The 22,932-nt window shown below is 69.7% G+C and carries 21 protein-coding genes and 1 pseudogene; 19 read left to right on the forward strand and 3 right to left on the reverse strand.

The window, feature by feature from the left end; genetic code table 11:
- Positions 1-61 precede the first annotated feature (61 nt).
- The 8 genes from efeU to hpf all read left to right on the forward strand — a co-directional run bounded on the left by efeU (position 62) and on the right by hpf (position 9,345).
- Positions 62-901, forward strand: a complete 840-nt coding sequence (gene efeU / locus A3CQ_RS0135210; protein WP_020515654.1) for an iron uptake transporter permease EfeU — start codon at positions 62-64, stop codon at positions 899-901.
- Positions 902-911: 10 nt separating this feature from the next.
- The gene (efeO, locus tag A3CQ_RS0135215; RefSeq protein ID WP_040433612.1) at positions 912-2,036 is read left to right on the forward strand and encodes an iron uptake system protein EfeO; all 1,125 of its coding nucleotides are present in this window, start codon (positions 912-914) and stop codon (positions 2,034-2,036) included.
- 5 nt (positions 2,037-2,041) lie between these two features.
- Positions 2,042-3,319, forward strand: coding sequence for an iron uptake transporter deferrochelatase/peroxidase subunit (efeB, locus tag A3CQ_RS0135220; RefSeq protein WP_020515656.1), 1,278 nt, complete (start codon positions 2,042-2,044; stop codon positions 3,317-3,319).
- Positions 3,320-3,386: 67 nt separating this feature from the next.
- The gene (mtrA, locus tag A3CQ_RS0135225) at positions 3,387-4,076 is read left to right on the forward strand and encodes an MtrAB system response regulator MtrA (protein WP_026206558.1); all 690 of its coding nucleotides are present in this window, start codon (positions 3,387-3,389) and stop codon (positions 4,074-4,076) included.
- Positions 4,077-4,132: 56 nt separating this feature from the next.
- Complete coding sequence (gene mtrB / locus A3CQ_RS0135230) at positions 4,133-5,848, forward strand: MtrAB system histidine kinase MtrB (RefSeq protein ID WP_245577477.1); 1,716 nt, start codon at positions 4,133-4,135, stop codon at positions 5,846-5,848.
- Positions 5,848-7,680: an LpqB family beta-propeller domain-containing protein gene (locus tag A3CQ_RS0135235; protein ID WP_020515659.1), complete on the forward strand. Its 1,833-nt coding sequence runs from the start codon at positions 5,848-5,850 to the stop codon at positions 7,678-7,680. Before mtrB ends, A3CQ_RS0135235 begins: the two co-directional genes overlap by 1 nt.
- A gap of 21 nt (positions 7,681-7,701) precedes the next feature.
- The gene (locus A3CQ_RS0135240) at positions 7,702-8,502 is read left to right on the forward strand and encodes a ComF family protein (RefSeq protein WP_020515660.1); all 801 of its coding nucleotides are present in this window, start codon (positions 7,702-7,704) and stop codon (positions 8,500-8,502) included.
- A gap of 219 nt (positions 8,503-8,721) precedes the next feature.
- Positions 8,722-9,345: a ribosome hibernation-promoting factor, HPF/YfiA family gene (gene hpf / locus A3CQ_RS0135245; RefSeq protein ID WP_020515661.1), complete on the forward strand. Its 624-nt coding sequence runs from the start codon at positions 8,722-8,724 to the stop codon at positions 9,343-9,345.
- A 4-nt stretch (positions 9,346-9,349) separates the two neighbouring features.
- Here hpf and A3CQ_RS0135250 read toward each other — a convergent pair whose 3' ends face one another.
- Positions 9,350-10,483: a GNAT family N-acetyltransferase gene (locus tag A3CQ_RS0135250; protein ID WP_020515662.1), complete on the reverse strand. Its 1,134-nt coding sequence runs from the start codon at positions 10,481-10,483 to the stop codon at positions 9,350-9,352.
- A gap of 175 nt (positions 10,484-10,658) precedes the next feature.
- On the opposite strand from A3CQ_RS0135250, the pseudogene secA reads away from it, so the two are divergent.
- The 4 genes and pseudogenes from secA to A3CQ_RS0135265 form a co-directional block, all read left to right on the forward strand.
- Positions 10,659-13,179: pseudogene (secA, locus tag A3CQ_RS0135255) on the forward strand (preprotein translocase subunit SecA); the annotation flags it as partial.
- A gap of 65 nt (positions 13,180-13,244) precedes the next feature.
- Positions 13,245-13,574: an SEC-C metal-binding domain-containing protein gene (locus A3CQ_RS64365; protein ID WP_444510683.1), complete on the forward strand. Its 330-nt coding sequence runs from the start codon at positions 13,245-13,247 to the stop codon at positions 13,572-13,574.
- A 130-nt stretch (positions 13,575-13,704) separates the two neighbouring features.
- Positions 13,705-13,935: a helix-turn-helix transcriptional regulator gene (locus A3CQ_RS0135260; RefSeq protein WP_020515664.1), complete on the forward strand. Its 231-nt coding sequence runs from the start codon at positions 13,705-13,707 to the stop codon at positions 13,933-13,935.
- A 159-nt stretch (positions 13,936-14,094) separates the two neighbouring features.
- Positions 14,095-14,700 carry an Rv3235 family protein gene (locus A3CQ_RS0135265; RefSeq protein WP_063713638.1) on the forward strand — a complete coding sequence of 202 codons (606 nt, stop codon included), beginning with the start codon at positions 14,095-14,097 and terminating at the stop codon, positions 14,698-14,700.
- A 64-nt stretch (positions 14,701-14,764) separates the two neighbouring features.
- On the opposite strand, the gene A3CQ_RS0135270 is transcribed toward A3CQ_RS0135265, so the two are convergent.
- Positions 14,765-15,229: an Lrp/AsnC family transcriptional regulator gene (locus A3CQ_RS0135270; RefSeq protein WP_020515666.1), complete on the reverse strand. Its 465-nt coding sequence runs from the start codon at positions 15,227-15,229 to the stop codon at positions 14,765-14,767.
- Positions 15,230-15,322: 93 nt separating this feature from the next.
- On the opposite strand from A3CQ_RS0135270, the gene A3CQ_RS0135275 reads away from it, so the two are divergent.
- Complete coding sequence (locus A3CQ_RS0135275; protein WP_026206560.1) at positions 15,323-15,814, forward strand: rhodanese-like domain-containing protein; 492 nt, start codon at positions 15,323-15,325, stop codon at positions 15,812-15,814.
- Positions 15,815-15,914: 100 nt separating this feature from the next.
- Entirely contained in the window at positions 15,915-16,424 is a 510-nt protein-coding gene (locus A3CQ_RS0135280) for a DUF6912 family protein (protein WP_020515668.1), read from the forward strand.
- Between the two features lie 3 nt (positions 16,425-16,427).
- On the opposite strand, the gene A3CQ_RS62280 is transcribed toward A3CQ_RS0135280, so the two are convergent.
- A complete protein-coding gene (locus A3CQ_RS62280) occupies positions 16,428-17,420 on the reverse strand; it encodes a hypothetical protein (RefSeq protein ID WP_020515669.1) in 993 nt (330 codons plus the stop codon).
- Positions 17,421-17,541: 121 nt separating this feature from the next.
- Between A3CQ_RS62280 and pruA the strand changes: the two genes are divergently transcribed.
- From pruA to ftsX, 5 genes are all read left to right on the forward strand, one after another.
- Positions 17,542-19,173, forward strand: a complete 1,632-nt coding sequence (pruA, locus tag A3CQ_RS0135290) for an L-glutamate gamma-semialdehyde dehydrogenase (RefSeq protein WP_020515670.1) — start codon at positions 17,542-17,544, stop codon at positions 19,171-19,173.
- A gap of 257 nt (positions 19,174-19,430) precedes the next feature.
- Positions 19,431-19,946, forward strand: coding sequence for a PadR family transcriptional regulator (locus tag A3CQ_RS0135295; RefSeq protein ID WP_026206561.1), 516 nt, complete (start codon positions 19,431-19,433; stop codon positions 19,944-19,946).
- A gap of 57 nt (positions 19,947-20,003) precedes the next feature.
- A complete protein-coding gene (gene prfB / locus A3CQ_RS0135300; RefSeq protein ID WP_026206562.1) occupies positions 20,004-21,116 on the forward strand; it encodes a peptide chain release factor 2 in 1,113 nt (370 codons plus the stop codon).
- Positions 21,117-21,259: 143 nt separating this feature from the next.
- Positions 21,260-21,940: a cell division ATP-binding protein FtsE gene (ftsE, locus tag A3CQ_RS0135305; RefSeq protein ID WP_020515673.1), complete on the forward strand. Its 681-nt coding sequence runs from the start codon at positions 21,260-21,262 to the stop codon at positions 21,938-21,940.
- A gap of 75 nt (positions 21,941-22,015) precedes the next feature.
- On the forward strand, positions 22,016-22,891 hold the full coding sequence (gene ftsX, locus A3CQ_RS0135310) for a permease-like cell division protein FtsX (RefSeq protein WP_020515674.1): 876 nt from the start codon (positions 22,016-22,018) through the stop codon (positions 22,889-22,891).
- The last annotated feature ends 41 nt before the right edge of the window (positions 22,892-22,932 follow it).

The raw sequence follows: 22,932 nt of genomic DNA on the forward strand, positions 1-22,932 counted from the left end.
GTATGGCCAACCTAAGTAAGGGTCGCCTTAGCTAATCGTGGGCGCACAAGAGCGGAGAGCCATGCTTGCCACCTACCTCATCGGATTGCGCGAGGGGTTGGAGGCCACCCTGGTGGTCAGCATCCTCATCGCCTTCCTGGTCAAGTCGGAGCGCAAGGATCGCCTGAAGCTGGTCTGGGCCGGTGTCGCCGCCGCGGTGGCGATCTCCGTCCTCTTCGGCTGGCTGCTCAGCTACACCGAGACCACCCTTCTGCAGGACTTCAAGCAGCAGGAGCTGTTCGAGGCGATCACCTCGATCGCGGCCGTCTGCTTCGTGACCTGGATGATCTTCTGGATGCGGCGGGCCGCCCGCGGCATCGCCGGTGAGCTTCGTAACAAGCTGCAGGACGCGCTCGCGGTCGGCTCGATCGCGGTGGGCTTCATGGCGTTCCTCGCCGTGGTCCGCGAGGGGCTCGAGACGTCACTGATCTTCTACGCCGCGGTGCAGGGCGCCAACCTGGACGGCGGACCGCTCTTCGCGCTGCTCGGCGGGATCGCCACCGCCGTCGCGATCGGCTACCTGATGTACGCGACCGCGGTCCGGATCAACCTGACCGTCTTCTTCAGGTGGACCGGCGTGCTGCTGATCCTGGTCGCGGCCGGCATCTTCAAGTACGGCGTGCACTCGCTGCAGGAGGCGACCGTGCTGCCGGGCGGCAACGACATCGCTTATCACGCGGCGAGCTGGCTCGACCCGTCCACCTGGTACGCCACCCTGCTCGCCGGGATGTTCAACGTCACGGCCGAGCCGACGGTGCTCGAGGTGATCGCCTGGGTCCTGTACGCCGTGCCCGTCCTCATTCTCTTCCTCTGGCCGGTGCGTAAACCCGCACCGGTACCCACCCCCGCACCGCAGGCATAGGAGACCCCCCGTGCGTTACACCCCCTTGTTTGTTTCGCTGGTCGCGATCAGCGCTGTCGCCGCCTGTGGCGGCGGCAAGTCGGACTCCGCCGCGGGAGGCAGCGGCCCGATCACGGTGAAGGCCACCGACACGGCCTGTGAGGTGGCCAAGAGTCAGCTCGACGCCGGCACCCACGTCTTCGCGGTCGCCAACTCCGGCTCCAAGGTCACCGAGTTCTACGTCTACGCGGCCGGCGACCGGGTGATGGGCGAGGTCGAGAACATCACCCCGGGCCTCTCGCGCGAGCTGCGCGTCGAGCTTCCGGCCGGCACGTACCAGACCGCCTGCAAGCCGGGCATGGTCGGCACCGGCATCCGCAACACGCTGACCGTGGCCGGCTCGGCGCCCGCGCTCTCCGAGGACGCCGCGCTGGCGCAGGCAACCGAGAGCTACACCCGCTACATCACCTCGCAGAGCGAGGCACTGGTGCAGAAGACCACCGAGTTCGCCGCCGCGGTGAAGGCCGGCGACATCGAGAAGGCCAAGTCGCTGTACCCGGTGGCCCGCACCTACTACGAGCGGATCGAGCCGGTGGCCGAGATCTTCGGCGACCTCGACCCGAAGATCGACGGCCGCGAGGACGACGCGACCGCCGCGCTGCCCTTCACCGGCTTCCACAAGCTGGAGAAGGACCTGTGGGTGACCAAGGACGTCAGCAAGGACGGCGCGATCGCCGACCAGCTGGTGACCGACGTCAAGGAGGTCGTCACCAAGGCCAAGGACGAGAAGCTGTCCCCGCTGCAGCTGGCCAACGGCGCCAAGGAACTGCTCGACGAGGTCGCCACCAGCAAGATCACCGGCGAGGAGGACCGCTACTCGCACACCGACCTGTGGGACTTCGCGGCCAACGTGGACGGCTCGCAGGCGGCGGTCGCGGCCCTGCGCCCGGCGCTCGAGCAGCGCGACCCGGCCCTGGTCAAGCAGATCGACACGGCGTTCGCGAACGTCGACACCGAGCTGGCGAAGTACCGCGACGGCGACGGGTGGAAGCTGCAGAACCAGCTCACCCAGGCCGAGCTGAAGGGTCTGTCCGACGTCATCAACGCGGTGGCCGAGCCGATCAGCAAGATCGCCGGCGTCATCGCGCAGAAGTAGGAGCCATGGCCGAGAACACTGTTTCCCGTCGGCGGGCCATCGGGCTCGCCGGCGCGGGCGTGGCCGGAGTCGTGGGCGCCTCCGCCGTCGCCGGCGCGTTCTTCGCTGACAAGCCGGAGAAGACCGTCTCCTCGGACGCGATCTCCGACGCGGTGCCCTTCCAGGGCGCGGTCCAGGCCGGCATTGTCACGCCGGCCCAGGACAGACTCCACTTCGTGGCGTTCGACGTGCTCACGAAGGACCGGGCGCAGCTCGTCCAGCTGCTCAAGGACTGGACCGATGCGGCCAACCGGATGACGGCCGGCAAGGACGCCGGCTCGATCGGCGCCACGCAGGGCATCCTCGAGGCCCCGCCGGACGACACCGGCGAGGCGATCGGCCTGCCCGCCTCGGGCCTGACGCTGACCATCGGCTTCGGGCCCACGCTGTTCCGCGACGCGACCGGCAAGGACCGTTTCGGTCTGGCCGCCCGCAAGCCGGCCGCGCTGGCCGACCTGCCGCACTTCCCGGGCGATCTGATCGACCCGGCCATCTCCGGCGGCGACATCTGCGTGCAGGCCTGCGCCAACGACCCGCAGGTGGCGGTGCACGCCATCCGCAACCTGGCCCGGATCGGCATGGGCGTGGTCAGCGTTCGCTGGTCGCAGCTCGGCTTCGGGCGCACCTCGTCGACCTCGACGTCGCAGGCCACGCCGCGCAACCTGTTCGGCTTCAAGGACGGCACGGCCAACCTCAAGGCCGAGGAGACCGACCTGCTCAAGCAGAACCTGTGGGTGCAGCCGGGCGACGGGCCGGACTGGATGACCGGCGGCGCCTACGTGGTCACCCGGAAGATCCGGATGATGATCGAGACGTGGGACCGCACCTCGCTCGGTGAGCAGGAGGACATCATCGGGCGTACGAAGGGCGAGGGCGCGGCGCTCGGGCAGGCCAAGGAGTTCGACGAAATAGACCTGGTCTCCAAGAACGGAGAGGGCGACCCGGTGATCCCGGTGGACGCGCACGTGCGGCTCGCGCATCCCGACACCAACAAGGGCGCCCACCTGCTGCGCCGGGGTTACAACTTCGTGGACGGGTCGGACGGGCTCGGCCGGCTCAACGCGGGGCTGTTCTTCATCGCGTACCAGCGGGACCCACGCACGCATTTCGTACCTATCCAGACTAATCTGGCCCGACTCGACGCCATGAACGAGTACGTCCGGCACGTTTCGAGCGGATTGTTCGCCTGCCCGCCCGGGGTCACCGGACCCGACGACTTCTGGGGACGAGCGCTCTTCGCGTAGGCTGCCGTGAAACAAGATCGGTACCGGGGTACGCGGGGTTCGGGAGGACAGTGCAATATTGGACCGCATGAGAGCCCGGGTACTCGTCGTCGATGACGACCCAGCGTTGGCCGAGATGCTCGGCATCGTCCTGCGTAGCGAGGGATTCCTCCCCTCGTTCGTCGCCGACGGCGAGCGTGCCCTGGCCGCTTTCCGGGAAAGCCGGCCCGACATCGTGCTGCTCGACCTGATGCTGCCCGGCATGAGCGGCATCGACGTGGCACGCGCGATTCGGGCCGAGTCGGGCATTCCCATCGTCATGCTCACCGCCAAGAGCGACACCGTCGACGTCGTGCTGGGTCTCGAGTCCGGCGCCGACGACTACGTGGTCAAGCCGTTCAAGCCCAAGGAGCTGGTGGCGCGGATGCGCGCGCGCCTGCGCCGGGGCGAGGACGCGGCGCCGGAGATGCTCACCATCGGCCCGCCCGGCAACCAGATCTCCATCGACGTCCCGGCGCATACCGTGAGCCGCGACGACGAGGAGGTCAAGCTGACCCCGCTCGAGTTCGACCTGCTGGTCGCGCTCGCCCGCAAACCGCGGCAGGTGTTCACCCGCGAGGTGTTGCTCGAGCAGGTCTGGGGTTACCGGCACGCCGCCGATACCCGGCTGGTGAACGTGCACGTCCAGCGGCTGCGCGCCAAGATCGAGCCAGATCCCGAACGCCCCGAGATCATCCTGACCGTCCGGGGGGTCGGCTACAAGGCCGGCACGGGGTGATCGGCGACAAGGCCGGCACCGGGTGATCGCCACGAGCGGCTAACCTTGCCCGCGAGATGCGTGCACCTGCCTGGCTCCCGATGCCCGTCCGCCGCGCCCTGAGGGTGCTGCGGCGATACTCGCGTGTGCTCGGGCGCCGCTTCGAGCACTGGTCGGCCCCGGCCCGGCGGCAGTGGCGGCGCTCGCTGCAGCTGCGCATCGTGGCGCTCACCCTGGTCGCGTCCAGTGTGCTGGTCGGCGCGTTCGGGTTCTTCGTCGCGCAGAACAGCGCCCGCATCCTGCTCAACCGCGCGCAGGACGAGGTGCAGTCCTCGCTGTACGAGAAGACGAAGTACGCGTCGTCCCAGCTCAGCATCTATCTGCAGTCCCGCGACCCGAAACTGCCGCAGGCCATGCGCAACCTCACGCTGAACGCGCTGGCCGACGACGACACCGCCGAGTCCGGCGGCTCGATCGTGGCGATGCGCGCCGACCTGTACACCAGTCTCGACCCGGTGATCTCGGCGAAGGTGAACACCGGCGAGCTCATCACCCCCGACATGATCAAGTCGGTCGCCCACGACGGGCAGATCGCCCAGCAGGTCCGCACCGCGACGGTCGGTGGCAAGCGGATCAAATACCTGGTGTACGGCTCGCCCCTGCCGACCGGCTTCGGCCACGTCGAGCTCTACTACATGGTCCCGCTGACCACCGAGGACAGCGCGGCCAACCAGATCCGGACGACCGTACTGGTCACCGGCCTCGCCCTGGTCATCCTGCTGGGCATCGTGGCCGGTCTGGTCACCCGCCTCGTGGTGCTGCCCGTGCGGGACGCGGCCCGTACCGCCCAGCGTCTGTCGGCCGGCCTGCTCGACCAGCGCATGCGGGTCGACGGCGAGGACGACTTGGCCCTCCTGGCCGCGTCCTTCAACCAGATGGCGGCCAACCTCCAGCGGCAGATCGTCCGCCTCGAGGAGATGTCCCGCCTCCAGCGCCGGTTCACCTCCGACGTGTCGCACGAGCTGCGTACCCCGCTCACCACCGTCCGTATGGCCGCCGACCTGATCTTCTCGGAGCGCGAGGAGTTCGACCCGGCCGTGGCCCGCAGTGCCGAGCTGCTGCAGGCCGAGCTCGACCGGTTCGAGAGCCTGCTCACCGACCTGCTCGAGATCAGCCGCTTCGACGCCGGCTTCGCGGCGCTCGACGCCGAGCACGCCGACCTGGTGCCGATCGTGGAGCGGGTCGCCGATCGGCTGGCCGGTCTCGCCGACCGGGTCGGGGTCGAGATCGAGCTGCGCGTGCCCGAGACCCCGGTGATCGCCGAGGTCGACCCGCGCCGGGTCGAGCGGGTGCTGCGCAACCTGGTCGGCAACGCGGTCGAGCACGGCGAGGGCCGTCCCGTGCGGGTCACCCTCGCGTGTGACGACGCGGCCGTCGCGATCACCGTGCGCGACCACGGCATCGGCCTCAAGCCGGGGGAGGAGCGGCTGGTCTTCAACCGGTTCTGGCGCGCCGACCCGTCCCGGGCCCGGCAGACCGGCGGCACCGGGCTCGGCCTGTCGATCAGCGCCGAGGACGCCCGCCTGCACGGCGGCTGGCTCGAGGCGTGGGGCGCGCCCGGCGAGGGCGCCCAGTTCCGGCTCACCCTGCCGGTGCGGGCCGGCGACCGGCTGCTCACCGCGCCGCTGCCGCTGATACCGCGCGACCGCGACCTGGTCATCGAGCAGAGCCCCGCGATCGAGGCGCCGGCCGTCGCCGAGACCGCCGCCGACGAGACGGCCGAGGTGCTCTGATGCGTCGCCTGCTGACCGTCGCCGTTGTCGCCGCGCTGCTGCTGGGCGGCTGCGGCATCCCCGACGAGACCCGGGTGACCGTGGTCGGCGCCGGCCCGTCCGGCGGCACCGGGGCCCGCGACGACACCATCCCCGCCGTGCCGAACACGCGCGAGTCCGCCAACGACCCGCTCCAGCTGCTGAGGTACTACCTGGAGGCCGCGGCCGGCGACCCCGAAACCGAGCTCACCCGCGTCAAGGCGTTCCTCGCGCCCGGGGCGCGGGCGGGCTTCGAGGCCGGCCCCGACGTCCCCGACGTCAAGGTGATCCGGCTCAAGGGTGATCCGCTCCAGAACACCCCGGACGATCCGGAGATCACCTTCAACGCCCAGGTGATCGGCCTCCTCAAGGGCAACGGCTCGCTGGAACCGAACCCCGAGGCCAATCCCGTCATCAGCGAGTACACGGTCAAGGTGGGCCGGGTCGCCGGCCAGCAGGGCTACTTCATCCTCGAGACGCCGCCGCACACGCTGCTGCTCACCGACACCGCGCTCAACAACTACTACGAGCGCCGCACGATCTACTTCTGGAACAACGAGAACACCGCGCTGATCCCCGACCTGCGCTACATGCCGCGCGACCTGCCGAGCACCCAGCGTCCCACCACGATCGTGTCCTGGCTGGTCAGTGGCCCGGCAAGCTGGCTCGGCTACGTGGCACACGGTCTACCGGACGGCACGACGGCGCCGGAGATCGTGCCCGCGGCCACGAACAACACGCTCAGCGTCACGCTCGGCGGCCCCGCCGTGCCCGCCGGCGACGCCAAGGCGTTGGACCGGCTGCGCCGGCAGTTCCAGTGGTCGCTGCAGAAACCCGGTGACGTGCAGCAGACGCTCGAGCTGAAGATCGGCAAGCAGGAGGCGGCCCGCTACTCCGAAACCGACTACCGCAGCAGCAACCCCGCCTACCGGCTGGCCAGCCAGCCGGAGCGGTTCGCCGTCTACAACGGGGTGATCCGCCGGATCGCCAAGACGACGCAGGCCGAGCCGATTCCGGTGCTGAAACCGGAGGACAACAAGGGCATCACCGCGGCCGCGATGAGCGCCTCCAGCACGCACACGTTCGCGGCCGTGGTCACCGGCTCGGGCAAGAACGCCAAGCTGCGAGTCGCGGTCGCGCCCACCGGCGAGCAGGCCGCCCTCAAGGACGTCCGTGGGCTCTCCGGCACGCTCGGGCGGCCGGTCTGGTCGGTCACCGCCGACAACGACCCGCTCGGCGCGGTCGGTCTGATCACGGTGAACAACCGGCTGTACACGTTCGCCCCCGATGGGTCGGCGGTCAAGCTGGTCGACTGGCAGACCGACCCGGGCCCGATCCAGGCCATCTCGGTCGCCCCGGACGGCTACCGCGTGGCCCTCGTCGCCGGCGGCAGGCTCTACCGCGCGACCCTCGAGACCGGCGGCGACGACATCACGATCAGCACCCCCGAGCGGCTCTACCCACCGACGCTCAGCAAGGTCACCGCGGTGGCCTGGAGCAGCGAGACCTACCTCGCGGTGGCCGGCCTGCGCGACGACGGCCAGCGGTACGCGGTGCTGGACGTGTCGGTCGACGGCGCGGTGCCCTACGGCCGCCTCGACGACATCGGCAAGGAGGCGGTCACGTACCTCACGGCGTACCCGTCGAACCCGCTGACCCGCGGGGAGAACGCCGACACGGAGACCTACGAGGCGGCCGGCGACGCGTGGGACGTGCTCGGCGAGCCGGTGAAGATCACGGTCGGCGACCTGGCCGGGCCGCCCGCGAGCCCGCAGGCCGGGGTGAACCCGACCGCGCCGTTCTTCCTCTACTGAGACCGACACCGAGACTGACCGATGCCCGGACTGCTCGGTGATCTTGCCGACCTGGTGCTGCCCGCCGCCTGCGCGGGATGCGACGCCGAGCGGGTTCCGCTCCGGAACGCGGTGTGCGGGGACTGCGCGACCCTCCTGGAGGCGCTCCGGCCGTTCCGGACGGCGCCCTCCCCACCGCCACCCCGGTTTCCCGCCTGCGTCGCCGTAGGGGCGTATGAGGGGCCCTTGCGGGGCGTCCTGCTCGCGTACAAGGAAAGGGCCCGGCACCGGCTCGCTCAGCCGCTCGGGGCGCTGCTCGCCACGGCGGTGGTGGCGCTCGCCCCGCCCCGCCGTCCGGTCACGCTGGTCCCGGTGCCCTCCACCGCCGCCGCGGCCCGCGAGCGGCACGGCGACCACCTGGCCCGGCTGGCCACACAGGCGGTGCGCCGGCTGCGCGCCGCGGGCTGGGAGGCTGACGTGGCCCGGCCGCTCGAAGCGTTACCGCGACCCGACTCCGCGTCACTGACCGTCACCCAACGCCGTGCGGCAGCTGAGAGTTCGCTGCGAATCCGCTCCCGGCGAATCGGGTTTTCCCGGCAGCCGGCGCCGATCAAGGGCACGCTGGTGGTGGTGGACGACATCGTCACGACCGGGGCCACCCTGGCCGTGGTAAGACGTCGTCTCGAGGAGGCGGACATGCAGGTCGCGGGCGCCGCGGTGCTGGCCGCCACCCAGTTGCGGAGAGCGGTTTCGCATGATTACCGCCCACGGGTACCGAAAAGGCGGAACCTCAGCGATCAGCTATCCGAAACGAGGGGTGACGCGGGAGCATCGGCACGTTAGCGTCTTGGTGACGAGGGTAAGCGTCATCGCTTACCCGCCCACCGGGAGAGCGCGTAGCTGTCCGCCACCGGAAAGGAGTCGTCTCATTCGCGATCGGTCACGCAAGGTGCGCACCGCACCGGCGTCACCGTAACCAGCAACCGCGTCGCAGTTCGGCGCCCCCCGGCAACCGACGCCGTCCGGGCGCCCGCAGAACAAACACGTTGGGGGAGGTCACGAGTGGACATTGTCGTCAAGGGCCGAAACGTGGAGGTTCCCGATCACTACCGGGAACACGTAGCCGACAAGCTGAGCAAGGTCGAGCGTTACGACCAGAAACTGATCCGGGCCGATGTGGAGCTGTTCCACGAGCGCAATCCACGCCAGTCCGACACATGCCAGCGGGTCGAGATCACCGTCATGACGAGAGGCCCGGTCGTACGCGCCGAGGCCTGCGCCAAGGACTTCTACGCCGCCCTGGACTTCGCCATCACCAAGCTCGACGGACGGTTGCGCCGCTCGGCCGACCGACGCCGGGTCCACCGCGGGCGGCACGCGCCCGTATCGGTGGCGGCCGCTACCGCCGGCCTGCCCACCGACCTCAGCCTCGCCCAGACGGCCGAGGAGTCGTCATCCCTCACCACGAGCGTCCTGGCCGAGCACGGCGAGGACCAGCCGTGGCGCATCGTGCGGGAGAAAGAACACCCCGCCGACCCGATGACCGTCGACGACGCGCTCTTCCAGATGGAGCTCGTCGGCCACGACTTCTATCTCTTCCTCGACAAGGAGAGCGGCCGTCCCAGCGTCGTCTACCGGCGGCGCGGGTATGACTACGGCATTCTGTCGCTAGAGGGGACCGCCTGACCCGCTAGCCGTCAAGCCGGGGGCCTTCCGCGAGAAGGTCCTCGGCCAACAGGACGAACTGGACGTCGTCCTGGCGGGTGCCGTCCGGGCCGGGCAGGCGTGACCTCAGGTACGCCTCCCGGTGGAAACCCGCCTTCTCCAGCACCCGCTGCGAGCCCACGTTCGTCGGCAGCGTGCCCGCGATGAGGCGGGCGATGTCGGTCTCGGCGAACGCCCACAGCGACAGCAGCTGGGCGGCCCGGGTCGCGAAGCCGCGCCCGCGGAACGCCGGCAGCATGCTGTAGCCGATCATGCCCTGCCCGGTGGCCGGCTCCTGGTAGAACAGCCCGATGTCGCCGGCCGGCGTGCCGGTCGCGGCCTCGGTGATGACCAGGTCGGCCCGGGTGCCCTCCAGCCAGTGCGCCGCGGCCCGGGTGCAGCGCCGGCGCACGTCGTCGGCGCCCGGTGGCACCGCGGGCACGCTGGTCTGCCACACCTCGGGCAGGTTGTGCAGCGCGAAGAGGAAGTCGAAGTCGTCCGGCCCGAGCGGGCGCAGCGTGACCACGCCGTCGGTGAGCTCGCCGGCGGGCAGGTCGGGCAGCGGGCGCGGGGCCGGCTCGTCCGGGTCCCCGGCGATGCGGACGAACACCACCAGGTCGTCGCGCCCGCCGTCGCGGTTGGGCAGCGCCTCCCGGCGTACCCCCTCGCGGCGGAAGCCGGCCGCCAGCGCGACCCGCATGCTCGCCGGGTTGTCCCAGTGCGTGAGCAGCTCGAGCCGGTGCAGGCCGGCGTCCAGAGCGTGCCCGCTCAGCGCCCGCACGGCGGCGGTGGCCACTCCCCGGCCGCGCGCCCAGGGTCCCACCCAGTAACCGATCTCGGCCTGGCCGCGACTCGGCACGACCTTGTCGAAGCCGATCCCGCCGAGCAGGTCGTCGGTGTCCGGGTCGGCGATCGCGTACGCCGCGCCGCCGTCCGCGAAGATCGCGCCGACCCCCTCGCTGAGGAAGCGCTCGGCGTGGGCCAGCGTGAACGGCGACGGAAGCGGTGGAAGAAAGCGGTGGCTGAGCGGGTCGTCGTATCCGGCGGCGACCGCCTCGGCGTCGTCGGGGCGATATGCCCTAAGACGCACCCCGGTTCCGTTGATCTCCGCGGGGCTCAAGAATCCTCCTGTTGATGTTGCCGTTTCGAGGTAATCCTGCCGGATTTGCTGCGCCGAGAGCGAACGCGATGCCGCCTTTCGTCCCCTTTGTGCGGTTAACCGGAGGCTCGGGTCACAGGTTCCGACGGAGGGTGCCTACGATGGTTCGGCAGACTGTCTAGGGGAGCGCTGACCCGTGTCGATATTGGAAAAGGTCCTACGTGCCGGCGAAGGCCGCATGGTGCGCCGGCTCAAGGCGATCGCTGATGCGGTCAATTCGATCGAGGAAGACTACGTCGACCTGACCGACGACGAGTTGCGGGAGTGCACCCAGCAGTTCAAGGAACGGTACGAGGACGGCGAGTCGCTCGACTCGCTGCTCCCCGAGGCGTTCGCCGTCGCCCGGGAAGGCGCCAAGCGGGTGCTCGGCCAGCGGGCGTTCGACGTGCAGCTCATGGGCGGCGCCGCCCTGCACTTCGGCAACATTCCCGAGATGAAAACCGGTGAGGGCAAGACCCTGACCGGCGTGTTCCCGGCCTACCTCAACGCGTTGAGCGGCAAGGGCGTGCACATCATCACGGTGAACGACTACCTCGCCCAGCGCGACGCCGAGTGGGTGGGCCAGATTCACGTGTTCCTCGGCCTCACCGTGGGCGTGATCCTGCCCAACCGGCCCTCCGCCGAGCACCGCGCGGCCTACGAGTGCGACATCACGTACGGGACGAACAACGAGTTCGGTTTCGACTACCTGCGTGACAACATGGCCTGGTCGAAGGACGAGCTGGTCCAGCGTGGCCACAACTTCGCGATCGTCGACGAGGTCGACTCGATCCTGATCGACGAGGCCCGGACCCCGCTGATCATCTCCGGTCCGGCCGAGCACTCCGCCCGGTGGTACTCGGAGTTCTCCGGGATCGTCGCCCGCCTGCAGAAGGGCAAGGACGGCGAGGGCGACTACGAGGTCGACGAGGCCAAGCGCACCGTCGCCGTCACCGAGCGCGGCGTCTCCCGGGTGGAGGACCGCCTCGGCATCGACAACCTGTACGAATCGGTGAACACCCCGCTGGTCGGCTACCTGAACAACGCCATCAAGGCCAAGGAGCTCTACAAGCGGGACAAGGACTACATCGTCAACGAAAGTGGCGAGGTCCTCATCGTCGACGAGTTCACCGGCCGCATCCTGCACGGCCGCCGCTACAACGAGGGCATGCACCAGGCCATCGAGGCCAAGGAGGGTGTCGAGGTCAAGCAGGAGAACCAGACCCTGGCGACCATCACCCTGCAGAACTACTTCCGCCTGTACGAGAAGCTCGGCGGCATGACCGGTACGGCGCAGACCGAGGCCGGCGAGTTCAACAAGGTCTACAAGGTCGGCGTCGTGACCATCCCGACCCACCGGCCGATGATCCGCATCGACCACCCCGACGTCATCTACAAGACGGAAAAGGCGAAGTTCAACGCCGTCATCGAGGACATCGCCGAGCGGCACGCCACCGGCCAGCCCGTCCTCGTCGGCACCGTCTCGGTGGAAAACTCCGAGATCCTTTCGCACCTGCTGCGCCGCCGCGGCATCCCGCACAGCGTGCTGAACGCGAAGTTCCACGCCCAGGAAGCCACGATCATCGCGCAGGCCGGCCGCAAGGGCGGCGTCACCGTCGCGACGAACATGGCCGGTCGTGGCACCGACATCCTGCTCGGCGGCAACCCCGAGTTCCTCGCCTCGTCCGAGCTGCACCAGCGCGGGCTCGACCCGATGGAGAGCCCGGACGAGTACGCGAAGGCTCTGGAGGAGGTCCTTCCCGCGTGGAAGGAGGCCTGCGACACGGAGGCCGAGGAGGTGATCGCGGCCGGCGGGCTCTACGTGCTCGGCACCGAGCGGCACGACTCCCGCCGCATCGACAACCAGCTCCGCGGCCGCTCCGGCCGGCAGGGCGACCCGGGCGAGTCCCGGTTCTACCTGTCCCTGCAGGACGACCTGATGAAGCGGTTCCGGGCCGGCGCGGTCGAGGCGGTCATGGACCGCTTCAACATCCCCGAGGACGTGCCGATCGAGTCCAAGATGGTGACCCGGCAGATCCGCAGCGCGCAGACCCAGATCGAGGGCCAGAACGCCGAGATCCGCAAGAACGTCCTCAAGTACGACGAGGTCCTCAACAAGCAGCGCCAGGTCATCTACGCCGAGCGCCGCAGGGTCCTCGACGGCGAGGACATGCACGAGCAGATCAAGAACATGATCGACGACGTGGTCGGCGACTACGTGCTCGCCGCGACCTCCGACGGGTACGCGGAGGACTGGGACCTCGAGCAGCTCTGGACCAACCTGCGCCGCCTCTACCCGGTCGCCCTCACCATCGACGACGTGGTCGAGGAGTCCGGCGGCGAGCGGAACACGCTCGACCAGGAATACCTCACCCAGCAGCTCAAGGACGACGCCGCGGCGGCCTACGCGACCCGCGAGGAAGAGCTGGGCACCGAGGCGCTGCGCGAGCTCGAGCGGCAGGTGCTGCTCGCGGTCATCGACCGGAAATGGCGCGAGCACCTCTACGAGATGGACTACCTCCAGGAGGGCATCAGCCTGCGGGCCTACGCCCAGCGCGACCCCGTGGTGGAGTACCAGCGCGAGGGCTTCGACATGTTCAACCAGATGATGGAGGGCATCAAGGAGGAGGCGGCCGGGTTCGTCTTCAACCTCGAGGTCCAGGTCGAGGAGGCGCCGTCCGTCACGGTCGACCCGAGCAAGGCCGTTCCGCTGTCCGCGGTGGGCGCTCCCGGCGACGACAACATGACCGACACCGACCGGGTCGAGGTGCGGGCCAAGGGCCTGGGCGGCGGTCGCCGTCCGCAGAACCTGCAGTACACGGCGCCCGCGATCGACGGCGCGGCGGGCGACGGCTCACCGGTCATCCAGCAGCCGGAGGCTCCGGCCCTGGGCATCGGGCCGGGCGGGTCGCCGGTGCCGGCCTCTCCGGCGCACACGCCGGCCTCCCGCGGGCGCGGCCGCTCCACCTCGGGGCAGGCCGAGTCGTCGAACGGTCCGTCGCGTAACGCCCCCTGCTACTGCGGCTCGGGCAAGAAGTACAAGCGCTGCCACGGCGCCCCCGGGGCTGCCTGATCGTTTCTTGAAACGGCCCGCCGGTTCGCCGGCGGGCCGTTTCGCTTGCGCCGCTTTTCCCGTACGCCCCGGGCAGCCGTCGAAGGCAAACGGTGGCAAACTTGGCCGATCGGATCGGGGAGGTGCTCGCGTGGAACCGCGGTTTCTGCTGCTGTCGGACGTGGCCGCCGAGCTGAACGTGTCCGACTCGCAGGTCTACCACATGGTCCGCAGCGGCGAGCTGCCCGCGATCAAGGTCGGCGGCCGGGGCCAGTGGCGGGTCGAGCGGGCCAAGCTGGAGGAGTACATCCAGCAGAAATACGCCGAGACCGCGAAATGGGTGCTCGCCAACCCGCTGACCGAGCGGGATGCCGCCGAGTGACACGCCCCGGCCCCCACGCCCGGTTTGGGCGTCTTCTCGCATCGGTGGTGGTCTTGGACCGCCACGTTGACCGCTCGCTCGCGCCCTCGGAAGAATGACCGTCACAGGCAAACGAAGGCAAACGCAAGCGAACGGCATCGGGACGGGACGAGGTGCGGGATGAGGCGGACTGTTGAGATCGCTCCGAACGGGCCCCGGCCCTCGATCAGCCTTCGTCGGGTGCCGCCGTGCGAGCCGCCGTTCGACGACGAGATCGAGCCCGCGGTGTGGGCGTCGGCTCATCAGATCGCCCTCGACTGGTCGCCGGCCGCGCTGCGGCGGGCCGCCGAGCCTCCCGCGAGGGTATTCGGGGGTGCGGCGGTGGCGGTCTCCGCTCAACGGTCGGTGGTCGCGGGCGCGTCGCACGACGCGAAACTGGCGGTGCACCGCTTCGTCCGGCTCTGTGTCGAGGTGCTCAACGGTCATCGCCCACCGGCCCACCTGAGGCACGTCTCGGTCCCGGCCGACGCCGGGGCGGTGGTCACCCAGGCCCTGGTCGGCGCCCGCCGGGTGGCCGAGCTGCGCCGCGCCGCCCAGCACCCCGGCCGGCGCCAGCCGCGGCGCCCGTCACCCGTGGCGGTGATCCGGCTTCGACTGTGCGAGCCCCGGCCGGGCGCGGTCGAGGCGGCCGTGGCGCTCGTGACCGGGGAGCGCACCTGGGCCATGGCCCTCCGCATGGAGTTGCATCAGCAGGCGTGGTGCGCGACGATTCTGCGCCTCATCTAGCCCCCGAGGCGCCCACCGTGCACTGGAGGCGGCGGGCGTCTCGGGCCCTCCGAGCGGCCCGGCTCTAGGGCGCCGGGGTGGGGTCGGCGATCGAGCGGGCCGAGAGCGGGCTGGAGTACACGACGCTCGTGGTCACCGGGCCGAGGCCGGAGATGCGGCCGGTCACCTCCTCGAGGTGGCGCATCGAGCGGGCCAGCACCTTCAGGACGAAGCAGTCCTCACCCGTCACGTGGTGCGCCTCGACGATCTCGGGGGTGGAGTCGAGCATCGCGTGGAACGGGCGGTAGTTGCCGGTGGGGTAGCGGAGGCGGACGAAGGCCATCACCGTGAGGCCGACCCGCTCGGGGTTGATGGTGGCCTGGTAACCCGCGATCACCCCGGCCTCCTCGAGGCGGCGGATGCGCTCGGCGACGGCGCTGGCGGACATGGCGACGGCCCTCGCCAGCTCGGCGAAGGTGGCGCGGCCGTCGCGCTGCAGCTCGGCGAGCAGGCGCCAATCCGTGCGGTCGAGGGCGGAGTCCACGGTCATGGCGGCAATGTACCGGGCTTTCCTCGGTGACAGGTCAAAGCTGCCGTGGAATGGGCATGTTCTGCACTTTGCGGCTTCCGTAGCGTCGTGTCCATGACGATCACATCTGCTCTGACCAGCCACAACGTGGGTCCGGCCACGCGGAACGAGCCGGGGCGGGCGGCCGCCTTCTTCGCGGCGAGACTTGACTTCCAGACCGATGTGTCCGACGTGCGGGCGGGCCTGCTCGAGGCCGTGCCGGGCTTCGTGCTCGTCGACTCGCGGAGCCGGGCGGCCTGGGAGCAGGGTCACATCCCGGGGGCGATCCACCTGCCGACGGCCGAGATCGGGGCGCGGGCCGCCGAGCTGCTCGACCCGGCGGTTCCGGTGGTCACCTACTGCTGGGGTCCGGGGTGCAACGGCGCCACCCGGGCGGCGCTGGCGTTCGCGCTCGCCGGGTACTCGGTGAAGGAGATGATCGGCGGCGTCGAGTACTGGGTCCGGGAGGGGCTTCCCACGCGTACGCGGGAAGGTGAGGTTGTGGCCGACACCGACCCGCTCACCGCCCCCGTCGCGGGGTTGTCCGGACCGGCCTGCGGCTGCTGAAACCCCGGCGCGGCACGATCGGGACACGACTGGTGGAATGGGCCTTCCTTGCGCCGCGGTGGCGGTGTACTACGGGGACGGTCCCAATCCAGGAGGAGACGTGCCGATCACCGAGTTGGTCCGGGTCTACGTGCCGGCCACCGTGCCGATGCTCGCGGCCCTGCGCGCCTCCGGAAAGCTCGGCGGTGACGGGATGGTCGCCCACGCGGTCACCCCGGCGCTGCGCGAGTGGTACGCGGAGGGCGACGAGGAGGAGCTGGAGTACGTCGCCTTCACCCGGGCCGCCCAGGGCGCGCTGCAGCTGCTGCGGCACGATCCGGCGGCGCCCCGGCGGCGGGTGGTGATCTCGGCGGACGTGCCGCTCGGCTCGCTGGTGCGGGAGGACGTCGAGCTCGGGTCGAGCACGGTGCGGCTGCCGCAGCCGGTGTCGCTCACCGAGGTGGCGTCGATCCACGTGGACGGCGCCGACGCGGCCGAGCAGGTGGCGGCGGCGGCTGATGTGGTCGAGGAGGCGCTGGCCGGCGACCCGGACGCTCAGTTCACGGTCGACGGCGCCGAGGACCACGAGCTGGAGTGGTACGCGGTCTCCGAACTCGACGCCCTGACCTGACGGCTACTTTTTCGCCGGGGTGGCCTTTTTGGCGGGAGCGGCCTTTTTCGCGGCGGGGGCCTTTTTCGCGGGGGCGGGCGGTTCCTCCTCCTCGGCCTCGGTGGCCGGGCGGATCGTGCGGCCGATCGCGATCGTCGCGCTGATCGCGCCGACGAACAGGACGATCAGGGCACTGTTGAACCGCGCGCCGCTGAGCATCTGCTGGACCACCAGCTCGAGCTCGCTCACCTTGCCCGCCAGCTCCAGCACCCGCGACCCGGCCGTGCGGGTCAGCGCCTCGCCGACCACGAGCAGCAGGCCGGGGCCGGCGCCCGCGAGCGCGTAGAACGGCCAGGCCACCTCGGCGCCCGGCGCGCGTCGGCGGCCGCGGCGCAGTACCGCGTACGCGATGAGGCCGGCGGCCAAGCCGGAGAGGAACGCCTGCAGGAAGGTGAACCAGTTCGCGGCGTTCGTCTGCGACACGTCGGTGTCGCCCGAGCCGAGCGCCTTGAGCACCGGGTCCTGGAAGACGTTGAGCACGAAGCCGACCAGGAACACCCCGATCGCCGCCCAGCAGACCGCGGCCAGCACCCGAGGCCGGCGGAAACCGGCCAGGGCGCCGCCGATCGTGGCGGCCGCCGCGATCGTGCCGCCGACGACCGCGTAGATCCAGCCGTCGGTGTTGATCGTGATGATCGTGAGGGCGCCGAGCAGGCCGAGCACCAGCCCGGTGCCGGTGGCGACCGCGAACCGCAGCGTCGAGCCGACGTCGCGGCGGCGGGTGAGCAGCGTGATCACTGCGAGCCCGACGGCGGCGCCCGTGGCCAGCGACGCGGTGACCGCGCCGGGCAGCGCGTACGCCGTCGAGGTCACCTCCATCTCGGCGTCGCCCCGGCCGGTGATGGTGGCGCGGGCCGACCAGAGCATGGCGGCCATCCAGATCAGCGCGGCGAGCGCGAGGAGGAGACCGTTCGACGAGGACCGCTCGGCGTCCGGAGTCGTGTCCTGGGCACTCATGGGGCTCAGGGTACGCGGCGAGGCGCCCACGGCCCGACCCCGGTGCGAGGATGAGGATTCCGGCCCCGGCGACCCCGGCGGGCGGATCTACTCAGCAGACCACCACGTCGAGGAGTGCCACATGGACGCCCAGCTTGCCGTGCCCGTCCCGCGCAACGAGCCGGTTCGCGACTATCGACCCGGGACACCCGGACGGGCCTCGCTGGAGGCCCGGATCGCCGACCTGCGCGGGGCCCGGCCCGACCTGACCATGACGATCGGCGGCGTGCAGCGGATGGCGTCCGGCCCGGAGATCGCCGTTGTGCAGCCCCACCGCCGGCATGTGCCGCTGGGCACGACCGGCAACGCGTCCCGGGCCGACGCGAGCAAGGCGGTCGAGGCGGCGAAGAAGGCCGCGCCGGCCTGGCGGGCGCTGCCGTTCGCCGAGCGCGCCGCGGTCTTCCTGCGCGCCGCCGAGCTGCTGGCCGGCGGCTGGCGGGACACGCTGAACGCGGCCACGATCCTGGGTCAGTCGAAGTCCTGCTACCAGGCCGAGATCGACGCGGCCTGCGAGCTGATCGACTTCCTGCGGTTCAACGTGGCCTTCGGCGAGCGGCTGCTGGCCGAGCAGCCGCAGTCGGCGCCCGGCGTGTGGAACCGGTTCGACCATCGGCCGCTCGAGGGCTTCGTCCTGGCGATCACCCCGTTCAACTTCACCGCGATCGCCGGGAACCTCCCGTCCGCGCCCGCGCTGATGGGCAACACGGTGGTGTGGAAGCCGTCGCCGACCCAGCAGTTCGCGGCGCATTTCACGATGCGCCTGTTCGAGGCCGCGGGCCTGCCGCCCGGCGTGATCAACATGGTGACCGGGGACGGACTCGCGGTGTCCGAGGTGGCACTGGCCGATCCGGACCTGGCCGGCATCCACTTCACCGGCTCCACCGCCACGTTCCGCACACTGTGGCGCGAGGTGGGCGCGAACCTCGACCGTTTCCGGTCGTACCCGAGGCTGGTCGGCGAGACCGGCGGCAAGGACTTCGTCTTCGCGCACCCGAGCGCCGATCTCGAGGCGCTGCACACCGCGCTGGTGCGTGGCGCGTTCGAGTACCAGGGCCAGAAATGCAGCGCGGCCTCGCGGGCCTACGTCCCGCGGAGCCTCTGGGAGGGTGGCGGCCTCCGCGACCGGCTCGCGGCCTCCGTTTCTTCGATTGCGTACGGGGATGTGACCGACCTTTCGGTCTTCGGCGGCGCCGTGATCGACGGCCGGTCGTTCGCGAAGCTGGCCGGCGCCCTCGACCGGATCAAGAACAGCGCGTCCTGCACCGTGCTGGCCGGCGGGACGGCCGACGACAGCGAGGGCTGGTTCGTCGCCCCGACGCTTGTGGAGTCGACCGACCCGACCAACGAGGTGTTCCGCACCGAGTTCTTCGGCCCGATCCTCGCGGTGCACGTCTACGCGGACGACGAGTTCGAGCCGGCGATGGCCCAGGCCGAGTCGATCGCCGATTACGCGCTCACCGGTTCCATCTTCGCGACCGACCGGGCGGCGATCGACCGGGCGCAGGAGGTGCTGCGCTACGCGGCCGGCAACTTCTACATCAACGACAAACCGACCGGAGCCGTGGTCGGCCAGCAACCGTTCGGCGGGGCCCGGGGGAGCGGCACCAACGACAAGGCCGGCTCGGTGCTGAACCTCATGCGGTGGGTCTCCCCGCGCACGATCAAGGAGACCTTCGAGCCGCCGACGGCGTGGCGCTACCCCCATATGGGGTGATCACCCGGATATACGGGCCGTCGCGTGGTTTGCGCGCGGCGGCTCGTCCCTTTTTGGCCGGTTGCTGCCCGGCATCGCCGTCTGACCGGTTTGCTAGGCCCATTCTAGCTGGTCAGACGGCTGCTTGTCGGTTAAACGCGCCGTCTCGACCCTCGTGGTCGGACTGTCTGTGCGGGACAGTCGTTTGTGGAGACGCAAACTGGACGGATCGGGCGAAATCCTGGACGTGGGCGCTACAAAGTGGCAGCTTAGAAGGCATGCCCGACACTCAAATCAATCCCACGGCTGCCGCCTTGCTCGGCCTGCTTCACGAGGGTCCGATGACCGGCGGTCAGCTCATGGCGGCTGCCGAACGCCGCCTCGGGCCTTACTGGTCGATGACGCGGAGCCAGGTCTACCGCGAATTGCCGGTTCTTGCCGATATGGGTTTCGTCCGGCTCGGCAAGCCCGGCCCCCGTTCCAGCCAGCCCTATGCCATCACCGCCTCCGGCAAGCGTGCGTTCAGCCGGTGGCTCGCCGAGGCCCCCGGCCGCGACACGCTGCGCAATCCCGTCGCGCTGCGGGTCGCCTTCGGCGAACAGCACTCCGGCGGTCAGCTCAAGTCGCTCTACACCGAGGCCAGCGAGTACCACTCGGAGGCGCTGGCCATGGCCAAGGAACAGGCGAAGGAGGCGAAGAAGAACGGCGACGCGTACGGGTCGGCCGCGCTCGAGTTCGCCGTCGCCTATCACAAGGCCGCGTTGAGCTGGCTCAAGACGGCACCGGCAAATTGACGATCCGACCGGACCGCCCGGCCGCGGAGCCGGCCGGGCGGCGTAGTCTAGATTGTCGTGACCGCTGCCGATTTTCCTGAGCAACTCAAGGCGTTGGACGCCACCCTGCGCAACATCGAGAACGTGCTGGACCTCGACAAGCTGCGCGGTGACAAGGCTGCGCTCGAAGAGGAGGCCTCGGCGCCCGACCTCTGGGACGACCAGGCGCGCGCCCAGGAGGTCAACAGCCGTCTGTCGTACGTCTCGGGCGAGATCAGCAAGATGGAGCGCCTGCGCACCCGGCTCGACGACGCCGGCCTGCTGCTCGAGATGGCCCAGGCCGAGGCCGACGAGGCCTCGATCACCGAGGTGGGCGACGAGATCGTCGCGCTCGGCAAGGCCATCGAGGAGATGGAGGTCCGCACCCTCCTCTCCGGTGAGTACGACTCCCGTGAGGCCGTGGTGGCCATCCGGGCGGGCGCCGGCGGGGTGGACGCGGCCGACTTCGCCGAGATGCTCATGCGGATGTACCTGCGCTGGGCCGAGCGGCACGGTTACCCGACCGAGGTCTACGACACCTCGTACGCGGAGGAGGCCGGCCTCAAGTCGGCGACCTTCGCCGTCAAGGTGCCGTACGCGTACGGCACGCTCAGCGTCGAGTCCGGCACGCACCGCCTGGTGCGGATCAGCCCGTTCGACAACCAGGGTCGCCGGCAGACGAGCTTCGCCGGCGTCGAGGTGATGCCGGTGGTCGCGCAGACCGACCACATCGACATCCCGGAAAACGAGATCCGCGTCGACGTGTACCGCTCGTCGGGGCCCGGTGGACAGAGCGTCAACACTACGGACAGTGCTGTCCGCCTCACGCACATCCCGACCGGGATCGTGGTGACGTGTCAGAACGAAAAGTCCCAGTTGCAAAACAAAGCGTCCGCTATGCGAGTTCTGCAGGCCCGGCTCCTCGAGCGCAAGCGCCAGGAGGAGGAGGCGAAACTCGCCGGCCTCAAGCACGACACCACCGGCTCCTGGGGCGACCAGATGCGGTCGTACGTCCTTCACCCGTATCAGATGGTGAAGGATCTGCGTACCGAGCAGGAGACGGGCAACCCGTCTGCGGTGTTCGACGGCGAATTGGACGAGTTCATCGAGGCCGGGATCCGCTGGCGCAAGACCAGCCAGATCGCCGGCTGATTCACGATCGACCACGGACGGCGACGGCGCTTGAACGTTCGGTCAGGCGCCGGGCCCCGAAACGCCTGTTCCGGCACCGCCGGTGCAGATTGGCGCACCCGCCGGGGTTGGCGATTTCGTTACACCGCGTAGACTGCCTTCCCGTGATTCAGCTCGAGAACGTGACGAAGACGTACCCCAAGGCGTCTCGCCCGTCGCTGGACGACGTGAGCGTGGGCATTGAGAAGGGTGAGTTCGTCTTCTTCATCGGCCCCTCCGGTTCCGGCAAGTCGACGATCATCAAGCTCCTGCTGCACGAGGTCACGCCGACCCACGGCAAGGTGATGGTGAATGCGAAGGACGTGACCACCCTGCGATCGTGGAAGGTGCCCCACTTCCGTCGCTCGATCGGGTGCGTCTTCCAGGACTTCCGCCTGCTGCCCAACCGCACCGCGTACGAGAACGTGGCCTTTGCCCTTGAAGTCATCGGCAAGACCAAGGCGGTCGCCCGCCGTGTCGTGCCCGAGGTGCTCGAGCTCGTCGGCCTCGGTGGCAAGGAGCACCGCTACCCGCACGAGCTCTCCGGTGGTGAGCAGCAGCGGGTCGCCGTGGCCCGGGCCTTCGTCAACCGTCCCCTGATCCTGCTGGCCGACGAGCCCACCGGAAACCTCGACCCGGACACCTCGATCGAGATCATGCGTCTGCTGGACCGGATCAACCGGACCGGCACGACGGTCGTGATGGTCACGCACGACTCCAACATCGTCAACCAGATGCGCCGGCGAGTTATCGAGATCGAAAGCGGGCAGATTGTCCGCGACCAGGCCCGTGGCGTCTACGGCTGAGCTTGCCCGCGGCTCCGCTGCCGAATCCCCGACCCCCGAAATCGCGGGACGCGGAGTCCCGGAAGGAACCCCCCGATGCGTTTGAAGTACGTCCTCAACGAGGTCCTGGTGGGCCTGTGGCGAAACGTCACGATGACGATCGCCATGATCATCACCATGTCGGTCTCGCTGTTCATGCTGGGCGCCAGTGTGCTGCTGTACATGCAGGTCGACCAGATGAAGAACTACTACTACGGCGAGATCGAGGTTTCCATCTTCCTGCGCCCCGATGTCACGGCGGCGCAGCGGACCGCGATCGACCAGGCCATCACGTCCAACCCACTGGTCGCCAACAAGACGTACGAGACGCAGAAGGAAGCCTTCGACCGCTTCCAGCAGCTGTGGGCGGACTCGCCCGACTTCGTCAAGTCGGTCGGCCCGAACAGCCTGCCCGAGTCGTTCCGCGTCAAGCTGAAGGACCCCGAGCAGTACAAGACCTTCGCCGACCAGATGCAGGGTCTCGAGGGAATTCAGGACATCATCGACCAGCGGACATTGCTGGACAAGGTGTTCAACATCTTCAACGGCTTCCAGTTCGGCGCGCTGGGGGTGGCGGCCTTCATGGCTGTCGCGGCGCTGCTCCTGGTCGGTAACACGATCCAGGTGGCGGCGTACAGCAAGCGGCGCGAGGTCGCGGTCATGAAACTCGTCGGCGCGTCCAACTGGTTCATCCAGGCGCCGTTCGTGCTCGAGGCGGTGGTCGCCGGCGTCATCGGCTCGGTCATCGGCTTCATCGTGCTGTTCGTCGGCAAGATCGTGCTGCTGGATCACAAGCTGCAGGCGCTCACGACGATCCTCACCCCGGTGCACGACAGCAACGTGTGGCTGATGCTGCCGCTGCTGGCCGGTGTGGGCGCGGTGGTCAGCGCGGTCACCGCGTGGATCACGCTCCGGTTCTACCTGAAGGTCTGACGCCTTCGTTTGCAGCTGCCACGGCCGCGTTTCCCTGCTCG

It is taken from the genome of Paractinoplanes globisporus DSM 43857 (assembly GCF_000379645.1).
In the GTDB taxonomy this organism is placed as follows: Bacteria; Actinomycetota; Actinomycetes; order Mycobacteriales; family Micromonosporaceae; genus Actinoplanes; species Actinoplanes globisporus.

Coding starts and splice junctions, on each gene's coding strand:
- A3CQ_RS62280 (WP_020515669.1), bottom strand. CDS start 17,420: ATGAGTGCCCAGGACACGACTCCGGACGCCGAGCGGTCCTCGTCGAAC.
- A3CQ_RS0135275 (WP_026206560.1), top strand. CDS start 15,323: ATGACGATCACATCTGCTCTGACCAGCCACAACGTGGGTCCGGCCACG.
- A3CQ_RS0135270 (WP_020515666.1), bottom strand. CDS start 15,229: ATGACCGTGGACTCCGCCCTCGACCGCACGGATTGGCGCCTGCTCGCC.
- A3CQ_RS64365 (WP_444510683.1), top strand. CDS start 13,245: ATGACCGACACCGACCGGGTCGAGGTGCGGGCCAAGGGCCTGGGCGGC.
- mtrB (WP_245577477.1), top strand. CDS start 4,133: ATGCGTGCACCTGCCTGGCTCCCGATGCCCGTCCGCCGCGCCCTGAGG.
- mtrA (WP_026206558.1), top strand. CDS start 3,387: ATGAGAGCCCGGGTACTCGTCGTCGATGACGACCCAGCGTTGGCCGAG.
- A3CQ_RS0135235 (WP_020515659.1), top strand. CDS start 5,848: ATGCGTCGCCTGCTGACCGTCGCCGTTGTCGCCGCGCTGCTGCTGGGC.
- efeU (WP_020515654.1), top strand. CDS start 62: ATGCTTGCCACCTACCTCATCGGATTGCGCGAGGGGTTGGAGGCCACC.
- A3CQ_RS0135295 (WP_026206561.1), top strand. CDS start 19,431: ATGCCCGACACTCAAATCAATCCCACGGCTGCCGCCTTGCTCGGCCTG.
- ftsX (WP_020515674.1), top strand. CDS start 22,016: ATGCGTTTGAAGTACGTCCTCAACGAGGTCCTGGTGGGCCTGTGGCGA.
- A3CQ_RS0135265 (WP_063713638.1), top strand. CDS start 14,095: ATGAGGCGGACTGTTGAGATCGCTCCGAACGGGCCCCGGCCCTCGATC.
- A3CQ_RS0135240 (WP_020515660.1), top strand. CDS start 7,702: ATGCCCGGACTGCTCGGTGATCTTGCCGACCTGGTGCTGCCCGCCGCC.
- efeB (WP_020515656.1), top strand. CDS start 2,042: ATGGCCGAGAACACTGTTTCCCGTCGGCGGGCCATCGGGCTCGCCGGC.
- pruA (WP_020515670.1), top strand. CDS start 17,542: ATGGACGCCCAGCTTGCCGTGCCCGTCCCGCGCAACGAGCCGGTTCGC.